The sequence below is a fragment of the Actinoplanes sp. NPDC049599 genome (genome assembly GCF_044465625.1).
Classification (GTDB): Bacteria; Actinomycetota; Actinomycetes; order Mycobacteriales; family Micromonosporaceae; genus Actinoplanes.
Map to the genome: position 1 here is coordinate 136,442 of NZ_JBITLX010000016.1, position 22,376 is coordinate 158,817.

A 22,376-nucleotide genomic window follows, 5' to 3' on the forward strand; every position below is an offset into this window, starting at 1 on the left:
GAATACAAATACCTACCGCAAAGTCGCTGAGATCAGCTCAATCATCACTCGAATGGATGACTGTGGTGGAGGTTGACGTGTACGGGAAACACCGATGATCTTGATTGGCTCGTCGGCCGAGGCCGGAATGGTGACCTCCGCTGTACCGAGGCATCCCGGAGAATGCGGCGATGGCGGTTCCGTGCCTCGCTGCCTGGCGCGGCAGAGATGCCGACCGACTGAGCCGATCGACGCGTGTCAGATCGGACGTCCTCTCCGGAGGCTGCCTGATCATGACCGGATAGCGCCCGGAGCCGGCGAGAATTTCGCTGGCTCCGGGCCTCGTTGTCTCGGACACTGCTTTGTCTCTCTCGATTACATGATGCAGCTCCGCGAAGTACGCGACGGGCCGGGCCGGGGAGACCGGCGCCGGCCCGTCGTGGTGGGTCAGCTGCAGGTGGTGCCGTTGAGGCGGAAGCCGGTGGGGACGGCGGCGTTGCCGGTGTGGCTGGCCTGGTAGCCGATGCTGGCCGAGCCACCCGGTGCGAGGGTGCCGTTGTAGCTGGCGTTCGTCGCGGTGACCGTGCCGCTGGTCGGTGAGTAGCCCGCGCTCCAGCCGGACACGATGGTCTGTCCTGCTGCCAGGGTGAAGGTCAGGGTCCAGCCGTTGATCGTGGTGGTGCCGGTGTTGGTGATGGTGATGTTGGTGGTCAGGCCGGTGTTCCACGCGTTGACCGTGCTGCTGACCCGGCACGTGCTGGTGCCGCCGGGGCTGGTCGGCGGCGGCGTGGTGACCGGGGGCGTGGTGGGCGTGGTGGGTGGCGTGGTGGGCGTGGTGGGCTGGGTGGTGGGCTGGCTGCCGCCGGCGGCGCTCATGATGGCGTCGATGATGCCCTGTTGGGTCACCGTGGCGGAGCTGCGGTTGAACAGGCCGAAGCCGTGCTGCCCGTTCCAGCCGTTGTCCCAGTAGGCGGTGGCCGCGCCGTACTTCTTGGCGGTCGCCACTACGGCGCGGGCGTAGTCCGTGCGGTAGCGGTTGTTCGTGGAGTCGTACGTCGTCTTGTCGATCGAGCCGTACTCACCGACGAACACCGGGTAGCCGCGCGTGACGAACTTGTCGTACATCTTCTTCAGTTGCCCGTCCAGGTAGTCTTCCTGTCCCCAGACCGACTTCTTCGCGGGGTTCGTCGCGCCCGCGCCCCACTGCGTGATGGTGCCGTCTTCCTGGCCCGCGAAGTCCCACGGGTCGTAGTAGTGCACGGAGATCATGATGCGCTGTTCGTTGGCGGGGATGGACGACGACCGGTTCTGGTCGGTGGGGAGCACGAATCCGGTGCCCACGGTGTGGTCGATGTTGGTGTTCCAGCCGGGCACCAGCAGCCACCGGGAGGCGTTGGTCCCGCCGGTGCGGCGCACGGTGTCCACGAAGATCTGGTTGTAGGCGTTGATGTTGGAGTAGCACGGCTGGGTCGGGTTGCCGTACTGCCCGTCGAAGTTCTCGTTCATGGACTCGAAGATCAGGTGCTCGTTGTAGCTCTGGAACCTGGTCGCTATCTGCTGCCAGACCTTCTGATATTTGTCCTTGATCGTTGTCTGGTCGGCCGCGTCGCAGATCAGCCAGGAACCGGAGACGGTTTTGTACCCGTCGCCATGCATGTTGATCAGCACGTACAGGCCCCGGCTGTAGGCGTAGTCGACGACCTCCTGGATTCGGGTCAGCCATGCCGCATTGACCGGGTAGTTCGGGCCGGAACCGATGTGCCCCAGATAGGAGACCGGGATCCGGATCGTCTTGAACCCCGAGGCCCGCACCCGGTCGATGAAGGCCTGCGTCACGGTCGGGTTTCCCCAGGCCGTCTCGCTGGGGATGCCGTTGTTGCTGGCCTCGAGCGTATTGCCCAGGTTCCAGCCGGCACCCATGTCGGCGACCAGCTGAGGACCGTTCAGCTGGGCGACGACGTCCGCCGATGCCGGCCTCGTCACGCCGTACACGGCGCCGCCGAAGGCCAGAACAGCGGCGAGGAGCGTAAGTCCGGCTTTCCTTGATTGCGATCTCATGGCTGATCCCCTTCAGGCGCCGTACGGACGGCATCGGCCATCCGTGAGCCGTTGAAGTGCGGCTTCTTAGTTGGCATACCAGCCAAAGTACAGGTTGCATCGACGGTCGTCCATCGGTGTGGGCCCCCTTGCCTCCGGCCTGGGCGGAGACCGGCCACCGCGGTACTCGGTGCCGCGCTGAGCGCGGTCGACAAGGTGCGTCGCGACCGGGACAAGAGGCTCGTGCGGCCGGCGCGCGACCCGGGCCATCCGAAGGACAGCTTCGATCGATCGATCCGGTGCCGGTCCCGATCCGTACTGGTGGCTAGCAGTCATCCACCGCAAGGAAGGACGCCGCCGAACCGCTGCCGCCCCGTGGCCTCGGCCACCGCCGGGTGAAGACCGTCCACGACACAGAACGGAACATGATGATCGACCAGATCAAGGTGCGAGTCCTGCTGCTGGAGAGCGTCCACAGCGACGCGGTGTCCCGGCTCGAGGCCGAGGGCTACCACGTCGAGTCCGTCAGCGGCGCCCTCGACGAGGCTGACCTGATCAAGCGGATCCCCGGCGTCCACCTGCTCGGCATCCGGTCCCGGACCCGGGTCACCGCCAAGGTCCTCGAGGCCGCCGACAGCCTGGTCGCCGTCGGCGCGTTCTGTATCGGCACCGATCAGATCGACCTGCGGGCGACCTCCCGGGCCGGGGTCACGGTCTTCAACGCGCCGTTCTGCAACACCCGCTCGGTGGCCGAGCTGGCGATCGCGGAAATCATCATGATGACCCGCCGGCTCGCCGAGAAGAACGCCCTCATGCACGCCGGCGTCTGGGACAAATGCGCCGAGGGCGCCCATGAGATCCGCGGTCGCCGGCTCGGCATCGTCGGCTACGGCAACATCGGCACCCAGCTGTCGGTCATCGCCGAGAACCTCGGGATGCACGTCTCCTACTACGACACCGCCGACAAGCTGGCGCTCAGCAACGCACGCCGCTGCGCCACGTTGGAGGAACTCCTGGAGACCAGCGACTTCGTGACCCTGCACGTCGACGGACGGGCGAGCAACGCGGCCTTCTTCGGCGCCGAACAGTTCAAGCGCATGCGGCCGGGCTCGTTGTTCCTCAACCTCTCCCGCGGCATCTGCGTCGACCACCTCGCCCTGCGTGACGCCCTGACAAGCGGTCACCTCGCCGGCGCCGCCGTTGACGTCTTCCCGCAGGAGCCCAATGGCCGCGGTGACGAGTTCCGCTCCGAACTCCGCGGACTGCCGAACGTCATCCTCACCCCACACATCGGCGGCTCCACCGAGGAAGCGCAGTCCACCATCGGCACCTTCGTCGCCACCAAGTTCGTCAACCTCATCAACGAAGGCGACACCAGCCTCTGCGTCACCCCGCCCGAACTCGCCGCCGCCTCCTTGCCGAACCGTGGGCGCCCCGGCACCCTCGGCCCGCAATGGCGGCAGATCCTCCGGCGCCGCGAACACCTCACCCGATGATCGAGCTCGTGACGTGGCGCTCCGGCCAGGGCCGCGAGCAGCGGAAGACGCGATTGAACATAGTTGAGGATCGATGTATTGTGGGAGCGCTCCCAGACGGTGCCCCTCCACTTTGCTCGAGGAGCTGAACATGTCGCGACGGAATTCTCGCCCGGCCGGCCTACTCGTTCTGGCCCTGTCTGCGCTTCTGCTGACCTCGGCGCCGATGGCCGGAACCGCCGCGGCCGGCGCCTCCCGCGCCAGCGCGGTGCCACTCGCTGAGCTGACCGTGGTGACCGAACAGGTGGCTTCCGGTCTGCGGCGTCCGATCGCGATCACCGGGCTACCGGACGGCCGGATGCTGATCGCGGAAAAGAACGGCACCGTCCGCGCCTACCACCCCGACACCGGCCTGGCGGCCGAGCCGGTGCTCGACCTGACCGCCCGGATCGACACGTCGGACAACGAGCGCGGCCTGCTCGGCATCACGCCCGCGCCGAACTTCGCGCGTACCGGAATCCTCTACGTGGCCTACACGAGCCTGCCGGCCGGCGCGCTGACCCTGGCCCGAGTGCCCCTCGACGCTCCTGAACGGCTGCAAGTGCTGCTCACCCAGGAACACGCCGAGTACGGCAACCACAACGGCGGACAGGTGGCATTCGGCCGCGACGGCTACCTCTACTGGTCCCTCGGCGACGGCGGCCACGCGAACGACCCGTTCAAGGCCGGCCAGGACCTCGGCACCCTGCTCGGCAAGATCGTGCGGATCGACGTCAACCGCACCTGCGGGGCGCAGCTCTACTGCGTACCGTCCGGCAACCCGTTCGTCCGCGTGCCGGGCGCGCGGCCGGAGATCTGGGTCTACGGGCTGCGCAACCCGTGGCGGTTCTCCATCGACCCGGTCGACGGCTCACTGTGGATCGGTGACGTCGGCCAGGGCCTGGTCGAGGAGATCAACCACATCCGCCCGTGGCAGGCCGGTGCGAACCTCGGCTGGTCCTGCCGGGAGGGCACGCCGGTGTTCGACCCGCAGCAATGCCGGGCAGGCGGGCGGTACACCGACCCGGTCTTCGAGTACGAACATTTCCTCACGGAGAGCTGCTCGGTGATCGGCGGCGTGGTGTACCGAGGGTCACAGACCCCCGAGGCCTGGGGGACCTACATCGCGAGCGACTACTGCTCGACCCGGGTGTTCGCCGTGCGCCCCAGGCCCACGGGCGGCTACGATTCCGCCACGATCGGCGGCTTCCCCACCCAGCCGACCGCGATCGGCACCGACGTGCACGGCGAGCTGTACGTGCTCAGCGACCTCCCGGGATGGCTGCACCGGGTGCGGTTCGAGCGGGTCCAGCCTGCCTCTGGCGGCGGGGTGGCGAGCCGCTGAACCCCCGGGGCAGCCCCCGCGCACCCGCAGAAGCCCGTTCCGCCCGGTCCACCTGTTGATCGGCATGCGCCGGGATCAGCTCCCGCTCATCGCGGCGACGGGGACGCGCTGCCGGCTGCGCGCAGCGAGTGGATCCGGCAGCAGCAGCTCCACGTTGCGATCCGACACGTCACCGCGGCGGGCGTCCGTCCTGTTCAACACGTCGTTGGCAGCCAGCTCCCGGGAGAGCGAGGCCAGCGTGGCGGTCTCGGTCAACCGGCCGCCCGGGGCGATCGGGCCGCTGTGATCGATGATCGTGCAGAACACCGACAGGGTGTCGTCCAGGTTGTCGGTGACTTCGACGATCCTCGACTGTTGCGGCCAGTCGATGTGCGCGGCCGTGTTGATCTCCCAGAAGCCGCCGCCGACGGCCGCCCCGGACGCACGGGCATGCGCCGACACCTGGTTGCGGTGGGTGTGCCCGTTGACCCAGGCGATCACGTTCGGATAGCGCAGCAGCAGCTCCCGCACCTGCGCGCCGCCGAGCCGGCCGCTGCCGTCGGCCACGTTCGTCATCGACCCGATGGTGTGATGGCTGAAGATCATCACGTACTTGTCCGCGCCACCGCGGCGGCGCACCACCTCACCCGAGGGGGCCAGCCACTGGCCGCTCGCCGCCTGTAACTGCGCCTCCAACCAGGCGAACTGCGCGGGGTCAAGCGATCCCTCGGGGCCACCGCTGCTGGTGACCGTGTCCAGCACGATGCCGCGTACCGCTCCCCGGTCGAAGGTGTAGTAGGCGGTGCCGGCGGCCAGGTTCGCGGCCGTGAACCCGTGCCCGACGGGTCCTCCCGTGGTCCTGAAGTGCTCCTTGATGGTGGTGGCGCGGTCCACGATCCGGCGTCGGGCATCCGGAGTGACGAGTCGCCGGCCGCCTTCGGCCAGCTGCTTCGCCACCGCCGCCGGGTCCAGCCGCAGCAGCCCGACGATGAACTGCACCTGCGCGGACAACGGCTGAGCCAGGATCGACGGCGGCAGGCTGGTCAGCTTGAGCGGGCCGGTCGCGATCTGGCGGAACAGGTCGCTGCTGGGCAGGTTGCCCTGCACCAGACCATCGTGGTTGCCGTAGACGGCAAACCACGGCAGATCCAGACCCACCGCCCGGAACGGCGCGCGGGCGGCATCGAGCAGGCCGGGCACCCTGTGGAAGCCGTACGCCGCGGTGGGCAGGCCGAACCCGCTCTCCGGATGCCAGAAGTAGGGATTCTGCGCCACGTCGTCCATGACGCCCTCGTACCGGCCGGGGTCCCCGGAGTCGGGCTGCACCGCGCCGCCGTCGAGCAGGTCGATATACCAGCGCAGCTCGTTGAACTGGCAGTTGTCGGTATTGTCCCCGGTGACCACAGCGAACTTCACCGGCACCCCGGTCGCCGGGCCGCGGCGCACCCGGCGCAGCTGCGCGACCATCGCGTTGCCCACCTGGGCACTCAGCAGCTCCTGCGGGCGGTAGGCGCTGCCCAGATCCGACAGGCCGGGAATGCCGCTGTACTGATCCAGATACTCGAACCGGGCCGGCGACTGCACATCCATCACGTGTACGTCGGTGAGCTGCGCGAAGCAGGTCAGCACCCGCCGGCGGCGGCAGACATGACGCGAAACGCGGCCCAGCTCCCCACGGAACAGGAAGGGCTCGCCCGCCGCGGCGGTCAGGGGTGCGTAGCCGCCGGCGCCGGCCGGGCCCCGGACGATGGTCCGTGCCAGCGTCGTGCCGGCACCGGGCCGGGCGTCGGCGGACGCGGCTCGCGGAGAAAGTGGATCCAGTGCTCCCGCAACGGTGACGCCGGCCGCGCCACGGAGGATCGTGCGCCTGGTCAGTCCCACACCCATGCCCCCTTCAAGCCCGCCCTCCACGATTTCGATCGCAATTGGTGAATGCAATCAGCCGAACGGGCGGCCCTACGGCGGCCCCGGAGAATCGCCGGGAACAGCGCAAGGAGCGCCGTCAGCGGACGGTCGGGTACACCTGTTCGGCTGTCTCGGCACGACCAGGCGTTCCGGATGCAACCACCCACTAAAGTGCCGCAGATGATCGATTCGAACCAGGTCAATGAGCCAGATCCGCGGCACACCGGCTGGATTCGGGCCGTGGCGGCGGGCCGGTGGGCGAGCCGGCCTATCTTCGCTTCGGCCGGCGACGATCGGCGCGTGCTGTTGTGGGATGCAGCCACCGGACGCCCTTTCGGGCCGGCGCTCACCGAGCTCGCGGCGGCGGTTTCGCATGTCGTCTTCGCCGGGCCGGACCGCGACGTCCTCGTCACCGGTGACACCGGTGGTGTGGTGCTGCGCTGGGAGATCCGTGACGGTGTTCCGCACGGCGAGCCGTTCCAGCAGGTGGGGAGCGGGCTGACGGGTCTCGGCGCGGCGGTGGTGGACGGTCGCGCGGTGGTCGGCGTCGGAACCGGCCACGGGCTGAGAATCTTCGACCTCGGCACCGGGGCGCTTCACGCCGAGGTGCGGGTGGGCGAAGGGAAGCAGGTTCACGTCACCGGTATCGGCGTGCTGGACGGGCGTCTGGTGGCGCTGACCATCGCGCACAACGTCGCCGATTCCCGTCCCTATCTGGCGGAACTGACCCTGTGGGACGTGGCCGCCGGCACGCCGCTGCGGGAGCCGTGGCTGGTGCCGGAGGAGGCCGAGGACTTCGGGAGCTTGGCGTTGCTGGACGGCCAGCTCGTGGCCATCCGCGGACATGACTGCTCCGACTACTTCGAGGACGACGGATACTACGACTCGCCGTACCAGAGCGAGTACTTCCTGGAGCAGGTCCATGACGTCGAGCTGGGCATCGTCGCGGACGGCGGCCGGTGGCACGTGATGGAGCAACTGCCCGACCAACCCCAGGCCGGCACCATCGCCCCGGCACCCCACGGTGACGTCGTTCTCTTCGCGATCAACGACAAGGTCGCCGTGGTGAACATGCGCAGCACGCCGAAGCCCGGCGACATCGAGACCTTCTTCTACACCGGGCACGACGCGCACGTGTTCGATGTGGCCGCGACCGACGTGGACGGGCGGACGGTCATCGCCTCCGGCGACGGCAAGGGCAACGTCCGCTTCTGGGGGCTGGACACCCCGGACCGGCGCAGCAAGCTCGGATATTGATCAACCGCCGGGCCGGTCAATGGAGTCAGAGCTTGCGGGCCGCCGGTGTCATTGTCGCGGGCAGAGCCACCGGTTCCGGACCGAGATCACCGTCATGCCGGTTCGGCCGGCGTGCGCCGATGGCAGGCGAGCTGGACAACGGAGTCCGGCCAGATCATCAGCCAGGTGTGGAACGGCACGGTGCCCTGAGCGCCGCGGCTTCGACGTCGTTCGGGTTCCTTACGCCGGCGCGCCGGCGGACAGGCCGCCGAGCCAGGGGCCGTCGAGCAGGCCGGCGTCGAGAGTGACGCCGGTGACCGCCGCCAGCGCGAGCGCCGCGCATTGGCTCGGCGTCCACCGGCTGATCTCGTCGCCGGGCTCCTCGTCGCCCGCGGGGAAGCCGGCGTCCGCCAGCGCCGCGTTCCAGCCGTCGGTGAAGTCACCCCACCGCCGCAGCGTCACCGCACTCAGGCCCGCGACCACGTCACCGTCCTCGGCGATGAGGACGTCCACCCGGTTGGGGTCACGGTTGATCGTGCACGCGGTGCCCGCCTCGGACAGCTCGCCGAGCATGTCCGGGTCGGCGCCGATCCACCCGAGGGTGCCCTCGACCTCCAGCACGACCGAGCCGCCGCCGGTCGCCGCCGGCCTGGCGAGCAGCAGCACCTCGGGCAGCCGTTCGGGAATGCGCCGGCTGGCGACGGCCAGCCCGTCGGGCACCTCGGCCGGCTGCCGGACGCCCATCATGTCCAGCGTCAGCGCCGGGTCCAGCGGCGTCACAGTGACACACCAGCCTTCCCCGAGACGCCGGGTCAGGTCGATCGGCGCGGTCATCTGGTCCTCCCGCCGTGCGGGGCGCCGGCCGGAGAGACTCCCGGCCGGCGCCCGTACGGCCTATTCGATGTTGACGTAGAACTCGTCGTTGGTGATGTCGGGGGCCGGCAGGCTCGCGTCCCAGGCCAGGATGCGGTCGTCGGTGTACCAGCTCCGCAGGATGCCGCCCGCGACGCTGTTGTCCCGCTGCGGCACCGCCAGGACCGAGAAGTCCCAGTCCGGGTGGTTCGCGCCCTCCAGAGTAGAACCGAACGGGTATTCGTCACACTGCTCGGCCGGCGTATTCGGCCGCGTCGGCAGCCCGGTGTCGAGGTAGACGGCTGCGAACGGGCCCTCCTTGTAGCAGGCGCCGTTCTTGTGCTCCTCGTTCGCCCGGGTGTCGCCCGGATGCAGCTCGCCGGTGATGCGGTGCAGGCCCGGCGCGTCGGCGTTGCCCGGGTCGTACTTGCCGGGGATGCGCTTGTCGCGCGGCGGCGGCACGCCCTCCGGCACCAGCCTGGGCCAGGTGTCGTTGGGCCGGTCCTGCGCGGTCGCGATGTGCAGCGCCACCGAGCCGTGGTCCGAGCCCACCTGGTAGTTGAGATGCGGGATCACCTCGGCGAACACGCAGGCCTCGGGATATTGGGTGGTGCCGTGCGCCATGTAGGTGGCCGAGTCGCAGCGCACCTGTCGCGTCGCGGTCTTGCCGGGGTCGGAGACGCCGTACCCCATCGCCTCGTACTGCAGGTAGAAGCCGTTGTACGAGAGGAGGTCGCGGCCGACGCCGGACCGGTCGAAGTTGTAGACGTCCCAGTAGAACCAGCGGGTGTTGTTGTCCCAGGTCACGAACGGCATGATGACCGGGCCGCGGGTGGCGTTGCAGACGTTGAAGTCCTCGGCGCAGTTGGCGATGATCGAGAGCGGCAGGTACGGCGCAACGAACACCTCCTCCCAGCCGATCCGCCAGTCGTAGTCCATCGAGTCCTCCTGGACCCGCGCAAACGTGCGGATCCGCCGCTCGTGGTCGTCGCCCTGGGCGAGCAGCTCGTAGTTGAACTCGGTGTCGCCCATCTTGATGCGGATGCCGCGGAACACGCGGTAGAAGTTGACCTGCATCTCGAACCGGTTGCAGTAGACGAACCGGTTGAGCACCCGGCCGAACTCGTCCTCGGCGTCCTCGGTCATGCACTGGTCGAGGGCGGCCTGGTTCGGCTGATCGCCGATCGCCGGCGCGACCTTGGTGCTCGGTCCGGTCGCGGTAGCCGGCCCGGACTTGCCGTTGTCGGTGTTCGCAGCGCCCACCCGCCGTGCCTGCCGGCTCACGGCCTCCAGGCTTTGCGGCGCCTTGTGCTCGGTCTCCGCGATGACGGCGGCAGGCCGTACGGCCGCCTGCGTGGGCACGCCGGGCGTCTTGAGCTGGCCCGCCTCGCGCTTCTTCCCCTCGGCGACGAGGCGCTGGTACTCCTCGTCGGTGATGGTGACGTCGATCTGTGTGGGCGCGTCGTCGAGCTGTCTGACGGCAGTCGGCTGCGCCGCGGGCGCCGGGTCGGGCGCTGCGGACGCCGGGCTGCCGGTGCCGAACGCTCCGCTCGCGACCAGCGCGCCGGCCATGAGGCCGCCGATCCAGCCGCGGGCTCTCCATCGTCTTGCCACTGTGGTTCCCCCGTTTCACCGTGCCGGGCACAGGGGGAGCCGTCGAACGAGTGGCGCAGTCTCCCCCGGGACCGGGCAACATCGATACGTGGCGATAGGCAACCACCATCTAGCATTCATGTCAATGGATGTGTAGCCATTCGGCTTCCCGGCTCCCCCGAAGGGTCACGGACAGAGCCCTCGGCCAAGCACCTAGCGGACGACCTGGAGCGCCCGGTCGACGGGACAACCCGGCGGTGGTGCGGCGACGGTGCCGCGGACCTCGACCGTGGAGCCGCCGGCCAGGGCGCGGGCTCGGGCGCCGAGCAGAGCCCACCGCTCGGCGTCGACGCGAAGCAGCACCCAGTCACCGTCGCGTTCGACAACGCCCCGCAGCGTCCGTACGCCGCGGACAAGATCGCCGGTGCGATCGCCGTCGAAGGGTGGGCTGGTCACCTCGGGTCTCCGGCTCGGCGGCGCCGGGTCCGGCGTTGCCGGTCGGGTCGCGCGCTCTGGTCGGGTGGCCGGCGGATCGGGCGAGGCGGGCGAGCGCGGCGGTGCCGCGCTGGGCGAGGCGGGCGTCGGCCCGGCCGCGGCCGGGCCGGGCTCGCGGTCGGGGGCGCAGGCGACCACCCCGGCGGCGAGGGCCGCGGCGGCGAGGAGTCGTACGGCTCGCATGACACCTTCGACGGTACGAGGTGCGGGCGGTCTCCGGGGAGCCCGCAGCGGCGGGCTCCCCGGAAACGGATGATCACAGCAGGGCCAGCGGTGTCTTCCAGATGCCTCGGCCGTGGGTGGCCGCGTAGAGGAAGCCGTCGGCGCTGACGTGCAGGTCGAACGCGGTTGTCAGCGGCAGCGAGAGGGGCGTCTCACCCGGTCTCGGTCCGACCCGCCGCCACTTGATCGTGCCGGGGGTGGCCCGCCGGTCAGCGACGAGCACACCCAGGTCGGTGCCGACGACGAGCTTGTTGCCGGCGACCACGACGTCGGTGGCCGGCACGTCCGGGAACCCGACCGAGAGGTCGGTCCAGGCCACCGACACGCCGGTCGCGGTCCGGCTGAGCTTGCCCCGGTAGACGTGCTTGACCCCGGCACCCGGGCCATCGATGAACCGCCGGTTGAACCCGTTGAAGATCAGGTAGATCGTCGAGTTGGTCCGGTCGTACGGGTCGAAGACGACGTTGTTGGGAAAGCGGTTCGGCAGCCCGGTCAGGTCGAGCTCGGTCCACGCGCCGCCCCAGTTGGTGGCCACGCCGCGGGTGAACCCCGCGCTGTTGCAGTTCGACTGCCCACACCAGGACGCGATGTAGGTGTCCTTCGCCGGGTCGGCCGGTGCGGCCGGGTCGGCCACGCCGTCCATCCCGACGATCAGCCGCTGCCCGGTCGTGTCGAGCGTGTACTGCGGCTTCCATCCGTTGTCGTCCTCGGCTGCCGCCTGGGCCGCGGTGTAGCTGAAGCCGTAGTCGTGGCGCCAGAACGTGTTGCCTCCGGCGACCCAGCGCTCGCTCGACCCGTCACCGACGTTCTTCGACCCGCGCACCACCCGGAACGGCGCCGTGAACCGGGCGTTGACGTCCGGCACGGTCACATCGAAGATCGATCCCGGCTGCCCCTGGCTGACCCCGCAGTTCTTGGTCAACCACAGCACCAGGAACGTGTACTCGTTGAGGATCTGGCAGCCGTTGCGCGGGTTGACGATGATGTCCCCGCCGTCGCCGCCGAACGGGCTGACCTGCTTACGCGCTCCGGGCCGCAGCAGCGAGCCGCCGTTGTCCTGCAGACCGCCGGCGACCAGGACGCCCCGGCGGTCGGGATCACGACCGGTGCCGGCCGAGTAGTACTGCAAGGTGCGCAGGCCGGCGTTGTGGTTGGCCCAGTCCGTGGCGTGTCCGGCCGTGTTCTCGCTGCTGCGGGCGGGGTCGACCGGACGCGTGTAGACGCCGCCGTCGTTACCGATGAACACCGTGCTGCCGTCGACGGCGATCGAGTGCTGGTCCGGATGTGTGGTCGGCGGGCAGCCGCCGTCAGGCTGGGCGGGGTCGAAGCAGTCGAAGCCGAAGTTCCAGTACGGCCCGATGGTCTTCCAGGTGGCGCCGCCGTCCTCGGTCTCGTACACCTCTTCCAGGCCGACGTAGATGTGGTCCGGCCGGGCGGGGTCGACCTCGATGAAGTTGTTGTACCAGGCCTGGATCCCGACCGGGTAGCTCTGGTCGACGCCGATCGCCGACCCGGAGTTCTCCAGCTCGGTCGAGTCGGCGATCTTCGTCCACGGACCCAGCACCGCGCCGGCGACGAACACGCCCTGCAGGTTGCTGGCCACACCGACCGTCGACGGCTGTTCGAGCACCATCGTGAACCGGCGCCCGTCGCCCGAGACGGCGAACTCGGCGTTGCCGACATCGGCGTTGTTGACCTCACCGGTCAGTGGCTGCTTGGTGAAGCTGCCGGGCGCCCCACCGGTCGTGGACAGGTAGAAGCCGTTGTACGCGGCACCCGAGCGCCAGGCCGCGTTGGCCAGCACCGTCGCACCCCGCTCCGCCGGCGGGATGAGCACGTCGTTGACGATGTTGTCGTACGGCTTGGTGACGTCACCGTCCGACGCCGGGTTCGGCATCAGCACCAGCTGCCACGGCTCGCGGTGCCGCTTCGGGTCGGTCGAGTGCCGCCACAGACCGCGGGTGGTGGCCGCGTACACCAGGCCACGACCGTCGAACTTCAGCTGATTGATACTGCGCGACTCCAACTCGTCGCCACCGACCCGGTCGGCGTCGGTGAAGCCGGCCGATCGCGGGTTGCGCAGCCGGTAGACGCCCGCTCCGGTGTAGGTCGTACCGCCGGTGTTCGCCTCACCCGTCGCGTACCACAGCGTGTCGGCCCGGTCGTCGTAGACCAGATCACCGGTCGACAACGCCAGGATTCGCTCCGAGATCGGCTTCCACTGCGCGTTCCGCGAGGTCAGGCTCTTGCGGAAGATGCCACCGTTCGCGCCCCCGGCCCACATGTACCCACGACCCGCGTCCAACCCGGTCACCCGCCCGGCCACGTTGCCCCAGCCACCGCCGGAGTTGGAGAAGAACGGATCACGGTAGTTGGGGTCGTCCGCGTCGTACGGCTGGTCGGTCACCTCGAACCACGGGCTCACCGTGCCACGCAGCCCTCGCAGATCCGCCAACGCCTCCGAGTACTCCCCCGGCGCCACCGAGCCGTACGGCGCCATCCGCGCCTGAGCCACCTGAGTGGCGAACGTTTTCAGACCGGCCGTCCCGGCGTGCTGACCAGCCACCGGACGCGGCGGCTTGATCGGCCGGTCCGCGGCGTACGCGGCGCCGCCGGCGGCCACCGTGCCGAGCACCACCAGGCCGGCGAGAACGGCACGCCTGCCCGCGTGCCGTCGAACGGAGAAAAACGTCATTGCGCTCCTCCCACCCGCGGGCGCCCTCCGTCCGGCTCCACCGTTGGATCCGTCGCCCGATGTGGACGATAGTGAGCAGCTCGGACAGCCGTGAAGAGCTGAACCCGGGGTTCGATGGGATCGACGCCATGTCCGGCCCCTCAGGGGATGAGCGCAGGGCCGTTCGGCCCATCTCGATGTGATTCTCGTCTATGCCGACGGCTCCACGCCCGAGGTGCAGGTCGCCGGAATTTTTCGATTGTCGTCTCAACCTTTCCGGGTGCCGGTCGCGACAGTATGCCGACAGCATCGCATTCGAGAGAGGACCGGGATGCGGCCCGAGCACCTGCGGGAGTACGTCGAATTCGTCTCCGTCCGGCTGCCACGACTGCACCGCACCGCGTTCCTGCTGTGCGGGGACAAGCACCTGGCGGAGGACATCGTCCAGTCCGCCCTGACGACGCTGTTCGTGCAGTGGCGGCGCATCGCGGCGGTGGAGAACGTCGACGGGTACGTGCACCGGATTCTGGTGCGGCGCTACCTGGACGAACGGCGCCGCAAGGGTTTCGGTGTGCTGCTCGGTGATCGCCTGCCCGACACACCGGCCGCGCCGGCGCAGGCCGTCGAGGATCGCGATGTCCTGGTGACGGCGCTACGCGGGCTGCCGAGCAAGCAGCGTGCGGCGGTGGTTCTGCGCTACTACGACGACTTGTCGGTGGAGCAGACCGCGGCGGTCCTCGGTTGCTCGCCGGGCACCGTCAAGAGCCAGTGCTCGCGAGGCCTGGCCGCGTTGCGTGGGGTGCTGAGGGCGGAACAACCGACTAGCGGGAACGGAAAGTGAGTCCAGTGGTGAATGACGAACAATTGCTGCGCGAGCGCCTCGGCGAGATCGACGTACCGCCTTCGGGGCTCGGCATGGACCAGGTCCTCGCCGCCGGTTTCCGGCGGGTGCGCCGGCGGAGGATCGCCACGGTGGCCGGTACGGCCGCGCTGACCGTGGCGGTGCTTGCCGTGACGCCGGCGCTGCTGCCCGCGGATCGAGAGCCCGACGGCAAGGTGCAGGTGGGTCCGGTGCTCGCCACGAAGGCACCGTCCACCGAGGCCGCGCCGTCCTGCAGGCCGGCGCTCACGCTGCCGGTGCCGAAGGGCGCCGGCCCCATCGACCTGGCCGCCGTCGACCCGACCGGCCGGCACATCGTCGGGAACGGCAGCAAAGGCCAGGATTTCGTACCGTTCGCCTGGAACGACGGCAAGGTCGACCGGATCCAGCCGTTCGCCGCGTCGGTGGAGATGTTCGACGTGAACTCTTCCGGCACCGCGCTCGGCCGGGCCGACGACGGCAAGGGCGGGCTGGAAACGTTCTTCCGGTATCGCAAGGGCAAGGTGACTCCGCTGAGCATGCCCGCCGGCCGCTGGCAGACGAACGGGTGGCCGCAGATCAACACCGCGGGTGACATCATCGCCACCGCCCAGCCCGCCGACAGTTCCGCAGGCAGGGGCGCGGTCATCCTGCTGTGGCCGGCGGGCAGGACGACACCGGAGAAGCTGCCGTTGCCGAAGGACGCCGCCGCCCACGACGTGGCCGACAACGGCACCATCGCCGGCATCCTGCGCGACAGGCCAAACGACACCAGCGTCGCCTACGTCTGGGACCGTGCCGGCAAGGGCCGCGCGCTGGAGACGCCGCCGGGTGTGTCCAGTGGGGCGTACGCCATCAGCAGCAACGGCGCCTGGGCGACCGGTGGCCTGTGGCCGGAAGACCAGGATCCGTCGGCGGCTCTCTGGAACGTGGCCACCGGCAAGCTCGTCGCCCAATTCGGGCAGGCGCCCGGCCATCGCATCAACTCCGGCGGCCTGGTCATCACCATGGACGGCACACTCTTCCGCGACGGCAAACCCGTGACCCTGGTCAACGGCGCCACCGCCGTCGCGGACACCGGCCTGGTAACTGGCACCACTTCTCACAACTACCAGTGCTGACACCCCGATGACCTTGGTGGTCCACGCACCGGTGCGGCCCGACGGCCCATATCCGGCAGGTGCGTTCCCCGCCGATCAGTACTGAACGCCGCCGCCGGCTCCCGGCGGCCGGTCGAACCGCGGACCATCAGGACGGCCATCAACCCGTGGGCCGCCGGGAACCATTCCGGCGGCCCACCTGCCGGCTATGCCGTTCGAGCCAGGGTGGGCCGGTGACGTCACCGTTGCCGGGTGGGTAACGGCAGTGCTCGCAGCGGCGCCTTGCGGACCTTGTTCGATCCGGTACGCGGCAGGTCGGCCACGACATCAACGTACGTGGGGATCTTGTACCGGGCGAGCCGGCCGGCCAGGAACGCGCGCACCTCGCCGGGGTCCACCCGCCGGCCCGCGGTGGGCACCACGAACGCCCGGCCGGTCTCGCCCCATCGCTCGTCCGGCACGCCGACCACCGCCACCTCGGCCACCGCCGGATGCTCGAAGATCGCCGCCTCGACCTCGGCCGGGTAGACGTTCTCGCCGCCGGAGATGTACATGTCCTTGATCCGGTCGACGATGCGGAAGTGCCCGTGCTCGTCGACGACGGCGACGTCGCCGGAGCGGAACCAGCCGTCGGTGAACGCCTCCCGGGTGGCCTGCGGGTCGTTCCAGTAGCCGGGGGTGACGTTGGGGCCCCGGACCAGCACCTCGCCGGGTTCGCCCGGTGCGGTGTCGCTCAGGTCCGGCCGCACGCAGCGCACCTCGGTGAAGAACACCGGGACGCCGGCCGAGCCGGGGTGCGCGGTGCTCTCGCGGGCCTCCAGGAAGGTGGCGCCGGGTGCCGCCTCGGTCATCCCGTAGCCCTGGCAGAACGTCAGGCCGCGCTGCTGGTAGGTGCGGATCAACGCCTCGGGCACGGCGGAGCCGCCGACGATCAGGCTGCGGATCGAGGACAGGTCGGCGGCCGGCCAGCGCGGGGAGGCGGCGAGCCCGGCGAACATCGGCGCGACGCCGAACATCCAGGTGACCCGGTGCCGGGCGATCAGGTCGAGGCAGCCGTCGACGGACCACGAGGGCATCAGCACCGAGCAGCCGCCCTTGAGGAAGGTCGGCAGCAGGCACTGGTGGAGCGCCGCCACGTGGAACAGCGGCGCGCCGGTCAGGGTCACCTCGTCGCCGTGGACGTCCATGCCGACCAGCACGTTGTAGCAGTTCCAGATCACGTTGGCGTGGGTCAGCACGGCGCCCTTGGGCCGGCCGGTGGTGCCGGAGGTGTAGAGCACGCAGGCCACGTCGTCGCCGGCGACCGGCACGTCGATCGGGATGTCGTCGCCGGCGGCGAGCCAGGTCTCGTACGGCAGCTCGCCGGCGGCCGGGTCGCCCACGGCCACCACGGTGCCCAGGGTCGCGACCCGCTCGCAGGCCCGGACCACCGGCGCGCACTCGGGCGCGTAGACGAGCACCTCCGCGCCGCTGTGGGCGAGCAGGTAGTCGATCTCCGGCGCGGCGAGCCGGAAGTTGAGCGGCACGAAGACGCCCCCCAGCAGGTACGTGGCGAACATGGTGGTGACGAACTCGGGATGGTTGGGCCCCAGGTAGCAGACCCGGTCGCCGTGGCGCACCCCGGCGTCGCGGAGCCGGCCGGCCAGCCGGTTCACCCGGGCGGCGAGCTCCGCGTACGTGGTCGCCCGGTCGCCGAAGATCAGCGCGACGCGCTGCGGCGAGATCGCGGCCCGGCGGGCCGGCCAGGAACCCAGTCCGGTGTTCTGCACGGTGGCCTCCCCGCGACGGCTCAGGCGTACTGGCGATAGACGGCCCGGGCCACGCACGCGGGCTTGTCGCCGCCGTCGATCTCGACGGTGAAGTCCAGCACCATCTGCACGCCGTCGCCCGCCACGTCCGCCACGCTCACCACCCGGGCGGCCAGCCGGATCTTGGCGCCGACCCGGACCGGGCTGGGGAAGCGGACCTTGTCCAGCCCGTAGTTGACGCCCATGGAGATGCCGGTGATCCGCAACAGCTGGCCGAAGAGCGGGATGACCAGGGCCAGGGTGAGGTAGCCGTGGGCGATGGTGCCGTGGAACGGCCCGGTCCGGGCCCGCTCGACGTCGACGTGGATCCACTGGTGGTCGCCGGTCGCGGCGGCGAAGGTGTCGACCCGGTCCTGGGCTATCTCCAGCCAGGAGCTGTGGCCGAGATCCCGGCCGGCCAATGCCCGCAGCTCGTCGAGCCCGTCGACGGTGATCATGAGCGCGTCTCCTTGTCGTCGGTGAGCCCGAGCAGCCGGGCGGCGTTGTCCTTGAGGATCCCGGGGCGGACCTCGGGCTTGATGTCGAGGGTGGCGAAGTCGGCCAGCCAGCGGTCGGGGGTGAGCACCGGATAGTCGGAGCCGAACAGCACCTTGTCGCGCAGCAGGGTGTTGGCGTACCGCACGAGCTGGGGCGGGAAGTACCGGGGGGACCAGCCGGAGAGGTCGATGTGGACGTGCTGCTTGTGGGTGGCCACCGCCAGGGCCTCGTCCTGCCAGGGGAAGGACGGATGGGCCAGGATGATACGCAGCTCCGGGAAGCTCGCCGCCACCTCGTCGACCAGCATCGGGTTGGAGTACCGCAGCCGGATCCCGCCACCGCCGCGCACGCCGGCGCCGATCCCGGTCTGTCCGGTGTGGAACACCGCCGGGACGCCGAGCTCCTCGATCGCCTCGTACAGCGGGAACGCCATCGGGTCGTCCGGGGCGAAGCCCTGCAGGCTGGGGTGGAACTTGAACCCGCGGACGCCGTGCCGCTCGACCAGCCGCCGCGCCTCCCGGACGCCGGCCCGGCCCTTGTACGGGTCGACGCTGGCGAACGGGATCAGCACGTCCGGGTGGCCGGCGCAGTCCTCGGCGATCTCCTCGTTGGGGATCCGCGGGTGCCCGGTCGCGTGCTCGGCGTCCACAGTGAACACAACTGCGGCCATCCGGCGCTCACGATAGTAGGCGGCGATCTCGGGGATGGCCGGTTGCCGCCGTTCCCCGCTCCGGAAGTACGCCGCCGACGCGGCGAGCAGCTCGGGGCTCAGCGAGCCGTACCCGTCGCGCCCGATCTCGGCGTGGGTGTGCACGTCGATCGCGGTCAGCCCGGCGACGTCCACGTCAGGACCCCGGCGCGCTCGGTGCGGGGATGCCGTACGTCTCCGGTTCGGCGCCGACGCCGGCCGGCCAGTGCGCGGCCACGGCCTCGGCGCTCCAGCCGCCGTCGGCGAAGGCCACCGCCTTCTCCTGCGGGTGTGACCACAACGCCAGCCGGTCGCCGCCGACGCCGATGGCCTGGCCGGTGATGCCCGCCGCGGCGTCCGAGGCGAGAAAGGTGACCAGGCCGGTGACGTCCTCGACCGTGCCGAGCCCCGCGTCGCGGCGCAGCCAGCCCGGCAGCGGGGCCCCGGTACGCGCGGACTCCTCGAGCACCGGCGCGAACGCCGGGATGGTCCGGGTCATCTCGGTGGCCGCCACCGGCACCACGGCGTTGACGGTGATCTTCGACTTGGCCAGCTCCAGCGCCCAGGTGCGGGCCATCGCGGCGATGCCGGCCTTGGCCGCCGCGTAGTTGGTCTGCCCGAAGTTCCCGCGCTGGCCGGCCGGCGACCCGATGAGGATCAGCCGCCCGCCGCTGCCCTGCTCCCGCATCCGGATCGCGGCCGCCCGGGCGCAGGTGAACGTGCCGCGCAGGTGCACCCGCACCACCGCGTCGAAGTCGTCGTCGGTCATCTTCCACAGCACCCGGTCGCGCAGGATGCCGGCGTTGGTGATCAGCACGTCCAGCCGGCCGAACTCGCGCACCGCCGTGGCAACCAGCAGCTCGGCCGTCTCGGTGCTGCCGACCGCGGCGCGCACCCCGGCCGCCGCACCACCGGCCGTGACGATCCCGGCGACCGCGCCGCCGACCGCCGCCTCGTCGACGTCGTTGACCACCACCGCCGCCCCGGCCGCGGCCAGCGCGCGGGCGTACGCCAGCCCCAGGCCGCGACCGCTGCCGGTGACGACGGCCACCTTGCCTTTGAGATCCATGTCATCCCATCTGTCGAAGGAACCGGCGCGGCCTCACCGGCGGGCTCCCCGGGCTCCCCGGGCGAGGACGCCTGTCAGCGCGGGCACCAGCCCGCGTGGCAGGTACAGGACGGTGGCCACCAGCAGCAGCGCGTAGACGGCGTAGGAGAGCACGCTCGGCGCGTACCCGGGCATGCCGGGTTGGGTGCCCAGCGCGGTCAGCGCCTGCACGAGCAGCACGATGACCGTGGCGCCGACGACCGGTCCGGCGATCGTGCCGAGCCCGCCGACGACCGCCATCACCACGAACTCGATGGACAGCAGCACCGGGAACGAGCCCGGCGCCAGATAGCCGAGATAGAACGCGTAGACCCCGCCCGCCAGCCCGGCGAACACCGCGGAGAGGGCGAAGACCGCGAGCCGGTAGCCGCCGATCGCGACGCCGCTGGCCGCCGCGGCCGGCTCGCTCGTCGCGGCGGCGCGCAGCCCCCGCCCGGCCCGCGACGCGACCACGTTGTGCGAGATCAGCACGACCACGGCGAGCACGGCCCAGACCAGGTACGCGTACCCGAGGTCCGCGCGCAGCTCGAAGCCGGCCACCGACAGCCGCGGGATCGCCTGCAGGCCGATCGCACCGCCGGCCCAGTCACCCTGTCCGAGCAGGGACAGCAGGATCAGCTGCAGGGCCAGGGTGGCGAAGGCCAGGTGGTGCCCGCGCAGGCGCAGCAGCGGCGCCCCGAGCAGCACCGCCGCGAGCCCCGCGACCACCGGCGCGGCGAGCAGACCCACCACTGTGGGCACGCCGTGCACCGCGAGCAGCCCGGCGGTGTACGCGCCGATGGCGTAGAAGGCGCCCTGGCCCAGCGACACCTGACCCGCGTACCCCATCAGCATGGACACCCCGGCCGTGACCGTCGCGGCGAGGCCGAGCAGCACGTAGATCGCGAGGTGTTTCTCCGGCAGCAGCGGCGGCAGCGCCAGCGTGGCCACGGCCGCGGCGATCAGCACCCACCGGTTCATCGGGTCGCCTCCTGGACCGCGCCGCCGCGGGCGGCCTGCCCGACCAGCACGGCGAGCATCAGCAGCAGGGCGACCTCGAGCTGGTACGCCCCGCCGCCGTAGCCGGCGATCATCGTCTGCGCGACGCCGAGCAGCAGCCCGCCGGCGAGCGCCACCACCGGCCGGGTGAGCCCGCCGAGGATGGCCGCCGCGAACCCGTTGACGATCAGGGTCACGTCGCTGTCGAAGGTCACCTGCTGCACCGGGGTGGTCAGCACGCCGGCCAGCCCGCCGAGCGCCCCGCCCAGCGTGAACGCCAGCAGGCCCATCCGGCGCACGTCGATGCCGACGACGCGGGCCGCGTACCGGTTCGAGGCGCAGGCCGACAGCGCTTTGCCCAGGTCGGTGCGGGCGAAGAACGCGGCCAGGGCCAGGAAGACCGGCACGGCCACGCCCAGGATGAGCAGGTAGTGCGCCTGCAGGCGGGCGCCGGCGACGGTGGCCACGCCGGGCAGCCCGGCGAACGACCGCGGCTGGTCACCCCAGACGAGGATCTCCACGGCGTACGCGAACACGCCCAGCCCCAGTGTGACGATCAGCGAGGTGCCCGGGGTGGTGCCGGGCCGGCCGACGGCCACCACCCCGACCAGCAGGCCGGTCACCGCGGCGAGCAGCACCCCCGACAGCTCCGCGACGCCGTGCGGCAGCCCGGTGGCCAGCAACGAGGAGGTCAGCATGGCCGCGAGCACGGCGAAGGCACCCTGGGCGAAGTTGACCACCCGGGTGACCCGGTAGATGACGACCAGGCCGCCGGCCACCAGCGCGTACCCGGCGCCGATGCCCAGCCCGGTCAGCAGGTACCCGGCGAAGTCGCTCACCGCGCCGGCCCCTCGGTGCTCACGTGCCCGCCCAGGTAGGCGGCGGTCACCCGGGTGTCGCCGGCGAGCCGGCCGGCGTCGCCGTGCAGCACGATGCGTCCGGCCTCGAGCACGTACGCGCGATGGCACAGCTCGAGCGCGAGGCGGGCGTTCTGCTCGATCAGCAGCACGGCCAGCCCGCGGTCGGCGTGCAGCGCGCGGAGATGACCGACCAGGTTCGCGACCGCCAGCGGGGCCAGCCCGAGGCTGAGCTCGTCGATGACCAGCACGTCGGGCCGGGCCATCAGGGCCCGTCCGATCGCGACCATCTGCTGCTCGCCGCCCGACAGCGTGCCGGCCCGCCGGCGCCGCAGCCCGGCGAGTTCCGGCAGCACCCGGTAGATCCCGGCGGTGTCCCGGCCGTGGCGGCCGTTGCGCCACCCGCCCAGGCGCAGGTTGTCGTCGACGCTCAGGTCGCCGAACATCTCCCGGCCCTCGGGCACCTGCGCCAGCCGGCCGTGCACCGTGACCCGCCCGGCGGCCGGGCGGACCAGCCCGGACAGCGCCTTGACCAGCGTCGACTTGCCGGCGCCGTTGGCGCCGATGAGCGCCACCAGCTCCGCCTCGCCGACGTGCAGGTCCACACCCTCCAGCGCGGTCGCGCCCGCGTAGCGCACCGTCAGGCCGGTCACCTCGACGACGTTCACGC

18 protein-coding genes are annotated in these 22,376 nt (G+C 70.8%); 5 read left to right on the top strand and 13 right to left on the bottom strand.

Annotated features, from left to right (window positions below):
- Positions 1 to 426 precede the first annotated feature (426 nt).
- Positions 427 to 2,037 (bottom strand): cellulase family glycosylhydrolase, encoded by a 1,611-nt coding sequence (locus ACIBQZ_RS26275; protein ID WP_396091440.1) that lies wholly within the window; start codon positions 2,035 to 2,037, stop codon positions 427 to 429.
- 404 nt (positions 2,038 to 2,441) lie between these two features.
- Between ACIBQZ_RS26275 and serA the strand changes: the two genes are divergently transcribed.
- Together serA and ACIBQZ_RS26285 are read left to right on the top strand one after the other, a co-directional pair.
- Positions 2,442 to 3,512, top strand: coding sequence for a phosphoglycerate dehydrogenase (serA, locus tag ACIBQZ_RS26280; RefSeq protein WP_396091441.1), 1,071 nt, complete (start codon positions 2,442 to 2,444; stop codon positions 3,510 to 3,512).
- A gap of 205 nt (positions 3,513 to 3,717) precedes the next feature.
- Complete coding sequence (locus tag ACIBQZ_RS26285) at positions 3,718 to 4,875, top strand: PQQ-dependent sugar dehydrogenase (RefSeq protein WP_396091442.1); 1,158 nt, start codon at positions 3,718 to 3,720, stop codon at positions 4,873 to 4,875.
- A 75-nt stretch (positions 4,876 to 4,950) separates the two neighbouring features.
- Here ACIBQZ_RS26285 and ACIBQZ_RS26290 read toward each other — a convergent pair whose 3' ends face one another.
- A complete protein-coding gene (locus tag ACIBQZ_RS26290; RefSeq protein WP_396091443.1) occupies positions 4,951 to 6,735 on the bottom strand; it encodes a TIGR03767 family metallophosphoesterase in 1,785 nt (594 codons plus the stop codon).
- Positions 6,736 to 6,930: 195 nt separating this feature from the next.
- Between ACIBQZ_RS26290 and ACIBQZ_RS26295 the strand changes: the two genes are divergently transcribed.
- Positions 6,931 to 8,016: a WD40 repeat domain-containing protein gene (locus ACIBQZ_RS26295; RefSeq protein ID WP_396091444.1), complete on the top strand. Its 1,086-nt coding sequence runs from the start codon at positions 6,931 to 6,933 to the stop codon at positions 8,014 to 8,016.
- Positions 8,017 to 8,235: 219 nt separating this feature from the next.
- On the opposite strand, the gene ACIBQZ_RS26300 is transcribed toward ACIBQZ_RS26295, so the two are convergent.
- The 4 genes from ACIBQZ_RS26300 to ACIBQZ_RS26315 all read right to left on the bottom strand — a co-directional run bounded on the left by ACIBQZ_RS26300 (position 8,236) and on the right by ACIBQZ_RS26315 (position 13,852).
- A complete protein-coding gene (locus ACIBQZ_RS26300) occupies positions 8,236 to 8,829 on the bottom strand; it encodes a DUF6461 domain-containing protein (protein ID WP_396091445.1) in 594 nt (197 codons plus the stop codon).
- A 60-nt stretch (positions 8,830 to 8,889) separates the two neighbouring features.
- Complete coding sequence (locus ACIBQZ_RS26305) at positions 8,890 to 10,461, bottom strand: hypothetical protein (RefSeq protein WP_396091446.1); 1,572 nt, start codon at positions 10,459 to 10,461, stop codon at positions 8,890 to 8,892.
- A gap of 192 nt (positions 10,462 to 10,653) precedes the next feature.
- The gene (locus tag ACIBQZ_RS26310) at positions 10,654 to 11,118 is read right to left on the bottom strand and encodes a hypothetical protein (RefSeq protein ID WP_396091447.1); all 465 of its coding nucleotides are present in this window, start codon (positions 11,116 to 11,118) and stop codon (positions 10,654 to 10,656) included.
- Positions 11,119 to 11,191: 73 nt separating this feature from the next.
- A complete protein-coding gene (locus ACIBQZ_RS26315; RefSeq protein ID WP_396091448.1) occupies positions 11,192 to 13,852 on the bottom strand; it encodes a glycosyl hydrolase in 2,661 nt (886 codons plus the stop codon).
- Between the two features lie 178 nt (positions 13,853 to 14,030).
- On the opposite strand from ACIBQZ_RS26315, the gene ACIBQZ_RS26320 reads away from it, so the two are divergent.
- Positions 14,031 to 14,672: a SigE family RNA polymerase sigma factor gene (locus ACIBQZ_RS26320; RefSeq protein ID WP_396091449.1), complete on the top strand. Its 642-nt coding sequence runs from the start codon at positions 14,031 to 14,033 to the stop codon at positions 14,670 to 14,672.
- Positions 14,673 to 14,680: 8 nt separating this feature from the next.
- Complete coding sequence (locus ACIBQZ_RS26325) at positions 14,681 to 15,811, top strand: hypothetical protein (protein ID WP_396091450.1); 1,131 nt, start codon at positions 14,681 to 14,683, stop codon at positions 15,809 to 15,811.
- 218 nt (positions 15,812 to 16,029) lie between these two features.
- Here the strand turns inward: ACIBQZ_RS26325 and ACIBQZ_RS26330 are convergent, their stop codons facing one another.
- The 7 genes from ACIBQZ_RS26330 to ACIBQZ_RS26360 are packed head-to-tail and all read right to left on the bottom strand — an operon-like array spanning position 16,030 to position 22,374.
- Entirely contained in the window at positions 16,030 to 17,559 is a 1,530-nt protein-coding gene (locus ACIBQZ_RS26330; protein WP_396091451.1) for a long-chain fatty acid--CoA ligase, read from the bottom strand.
- A 20-nt stretch (positions 17,560 to 17,579) separates the two neighbouring features.
- The gene (locus ACIBQZ_RS26335) at positions 17,580 to 18,035 is read right to left on the bottom strand and encodes a MaoC family dehydratase (RefSeq protein ID WP_396091452.1); all 456 of its coding nucleotides are present in this window, start codon (positions 18,033 to 18,035) and stop codon (positions 17,580 to 17,582) included.
- Positions 18,032 to 18,919 (bottom strand): amidohydrolase family protein, encoded by an 888-nt coding sequence (locus ACIBQZ_RS26340; RefSeq protein WP_396091453.1) that lies wholly within the window; start codon positions 18,917 to 18,919, stop codon positions 18,032 to 18,034. Before ACIBQZ_RS26340 ends, ACIBQZ_RS26335 begins: the two co-directional genes overlap by 4 nt.
- A 1-nt stretch (position 18,920) precedes the next feature.
- Positions 18,921 to 19,832, bottom strand: coding sequence for an SDR family oxidoreductase (locus tag ACIBQZ_RS26345; protein WP_396091454.1), 912 nt, complete (start codon positions 19,830 to 19,832; stop codon positions 18,921 to 18,923).
- Positions 19,833 to 19,865: 33 nt separating this feature from the next.
- Positions 19,866 to 20,831 carry a branched-chain amino acid ABC transporter permease gene (locus tag ACIBQZ_RS26350; RefSeq protein ID WP_396091455.1) on the bottom strand — a complete coding sequence of 322 codons (966 nt, stop codon included), beginning with the start codon at positions 20,829 to 20,831 and terminating at the stop codon, positions 19,866 to 19,868.
- Positions 20,828 to 21,688: a branched-chain amino acid ABC transporter permease gene (locus ACIBQZ_RS26355; protein WP_396091456.1), complete on the bottom strand. Its 861-nt coding sequence runs from the start codon at positions 21,686 to 21,688 to the stop codon at positions 20,828 to 20,830. The genes ACIBQZ_RS26350 and ACIBQZ_RS26355 overlap by 4 nt, the downstream gene beginning before the upstream one ends.
- A complete protein-coding gene (locus tag ACIBQZ_RS26360) occupies positions 21,685 to 22,374 on the bottom strand; it encodes an ABC transporter ATP-binding protein (RefSeq protein WP_396091457.1) in 690 nt (229 codons plus the stop codon). Before ACIBQZ_RS26360 ends, ACIBQZ_RS26355 begins: the two co-directional genes overlap by 4 nt.
- Positions 22,375 to 22,376: the final 2 nt, after the last annotated feature.